At 37.6% G+C, this 2,759-nt stretch carries 2 protein-coding genes; both read right to left on the reverse strand.

What is annotated here, in order from left to right:
* Positions 1-342 precede the first annotated feature (342 nt).
* Complete coding sequence (locus IKV95_RS01720) at positions 343-2,043, reverse strand: proline--tRNA ligase (protein WP_287451346.1); 1,701 nt, start codon at positions 2,041-2,043, stop codon at positions 343-345.
* Positions 2,044-2,064: 21 nt separating this feature from the next.
* Positions 2,065-2,759 (reverse strand): RIP metalloprotease RseP (rseP, locus tag IKV95_RS01725; protein WP_287451347.1); only part of this gene is annotated, 695 nt, incomplete at its 5' end.

Here is a 2,759-nt window from a genome sequence, read left to right on the forward strand (position 1 = left end):
GAGTGGTACTCGCTTTCTTGAAGGTTTGGTACTCACTGTCGCTCCGTCCCAAACTGTTTCGTAAAGCGAATAAATTCGCTACAATGTCAGCACCCATACTACTCTCGTAAAGTGAATGATTTCGCTACGACAGTATCAAAGGATTCGTACTCAACTGCTTGAAGGAGTGGTACTCACTGTCGCTCCGTCCCATACTGTCTTTGTAAGCTCATGTCTTCGCAACAATGTCAGCACCCATACTACTCTCGTAAAGCGAATGAATTCGCTACGATAGTAGTAAAAAGAGTGTCTGAGATACGCTCTCAGACACTCTTTACTTTCATAATATAGGTAATCGTGTGATTAGTTTAATATCTCATTGATTTTAGCTAATAAATCAGCTATTTCAACTTCAAAATTTTCGCCTGTTGCACGTACTTTAACTTCAACGATACCTTCTGCTGCACGTTTACCTACTGTAATACGTACTGGTAATCCTATTAATTCACTATCAGCAAATTTAACGCCTGGGCGTTCTTTACGATCGTCAATTAATGATGTCAGGTTGTTTTCAGCTAATAATTTTTCAATTTCAGTTGTTAAAGCTGCTTGGTCCTCGTCTGCAGGTTTAATTGGGATTAAATGCACATGGTAGGGTGCTAACAATTTGTTCCAAACGAGTCCTTTATCATCGGCAGTTTGCTCAATGATTGCTGCTAATAGACGTGAAATTCCTAAACCATAACAGCCCATGATAAATGGTTGTTGACGTCCATTTTCATCAAGGTAGGTTGCTTTCATTGCTTCTGAATAAAGTGATCCTAATTTAAAGATATGTCCAACTTCAATTCCTTTAGCGAAACTTAGTGTGCCAACGCCATCTGGAGTAAGGTCACCTTCTTGTACCATTCGTAAATCAGCAAATGTTTCAACATTAAAATCAGTGCCATGATTGACATTAATAAAGTGGTAACCTGTTTCATTAGCTCCTACTGAAGCATTAACGATATCTTGAACGGCAGAATCTGCATAAATTTTCATATCAGCTGGTACATTTACAGGCCCTAGTGAACCGTATTCAGCGCCCATTACTTCTAATGCAGCTGTTTCAGATGCCATTTCAATAACAGTAAGATCCAATAAGTTTTTCAATTTCACATCGTTGAACTCATGGTCGCCACGTAATAACACCATAACGATTTCTTCGTCTGCTTGTACGAGTAATGATTTGATTGTTTTTTCAATTGGAATAGATAAACCTTCCACAAGATCAACAATTGAAGTCATTCCCGGTGTGGCTACTTTTTCTTTCGCTAATTTTTCTTCAGTTGAAGGGTTAGCTTTGTAGTAAACTTCTGCCATTTCAACGTTAGCAGCATAATCACTGTTTTTATCATAAACTATAGTATCTTCACCAACATCAGCAATAACTTGGAATTCACGTGAACCAGTACCACCAATTGCACCTGAATCAGCAATTACAGAACGCCATTCTAAGCCACAACGGTCCAAAATACGACCATAAGCTGTTGCCATATCATCAAAAGTTGTATCTAATGATTCTGTCTCAGCATGGAAAGAATAAGCATCTTTCATTAAAAATTCACGGCCGCGTAATAAACCGAAGCGTGGGCGACGTTCATCACGGAATTTAGTTTGGATTTGGAAAACAGTTAATGGTAATTTTTTATACGAGTTAATATCATCACGTAATAAATCAGTTACCATCTCTTCATGTGTAGGTCCTAAGGCAAAATCACGATTATGACGGTCTTTCATTGTCATTAAATCAGCACCGTATTTATCCCAACGGCCTGACTCTTTCCAAATTTCTGCTGGTTGTAATACTGGCATTAAAATCTCAGTTGCACCAATTTCTGCTAATTCTTCGCGTACAATCGCTTCGATTTTATTTTTAACTGTTTGAGCCAATGGTAAATATGAATAAATACCTCGTGCGCTTTGACGCACATAACCCGCACGGATTAGGAATTGATGACTTTTAATTTCAGCATCACTTGGCACTTCTTTTAGTGTTGGGATGAAAATTTTAGATTGTTTCATATGTGATTCTCCTTAAGTTTTTTATTTGAAAAAGAAACGGGTAATGTCATTCCAGGTCACTAAGACCATCAATAACATTAATAGAGCAAAACCGATAACGGTCACCATACCTTCTTTTTTAGAATCTAATGGTTTACGACGAATAGCCTCGACAATTAAGAAGAGCAAACGTCCCCCATCTAATGCTGGTATTGGAAGAAGGTTAATAATTCCTAGATTGATACTTAATACCGCACCCCATTGTAATAACATAATTGCGCCGTTATTTACAACTGCTGCTGTACTTTGGTAAATATAAACAGGTCCGCCTAGTTTATCCAATGAAAATCCTCCAGTAATTAAATTACCTAAAGATACAAAAATTTGTTTAAACCAGAAAACAGTTTGATCCACACCGTAAGATAATTTTACTCCAATAGAACTATCCTTAGGTGCCATAACACCGATTTGGCCAACTTTTTCTTCACCTTGTGTTACTTTTTTTGGTGTAACAACTATTTTTTCGATTTCGCCATTACGTTCAATTGCAAAATTAAGTTTTTTATCGGGATTTGCACGAACAATTGTTGTCATATCTGTCCAGGTTGCAATTTTTTCACCATCAATTTCCTTGATTAAATCATTTTCTTTGATGCCTGCAGTTGCTGCAGCAGAACCTGATTGAACATCTCCCATACGTGCATCATTTGATGGCACGCCACCTGATGCAAACGCAA

It is taken from the genome of Brochothrix sp. (assembly GCF_017549435.1).
In the GTDB taxonomy this organism is placed as follows: domain Bacteria; phylum Bacillota; class Bacilli; order Lactobacillales; family Listeriaceae; genus Brochothrix; species Brochothrix thermosphacta.

Excerpts from the sequence above, each read along its gene's own strand:
- IKV95_RS01720 (WP_287451346.1), bottom strand. The coding sequence starts at position 2,043 with ATGAAACAATCTAAAATTTTCATCCCAACACTAAAAGAAGTGCCAAGT.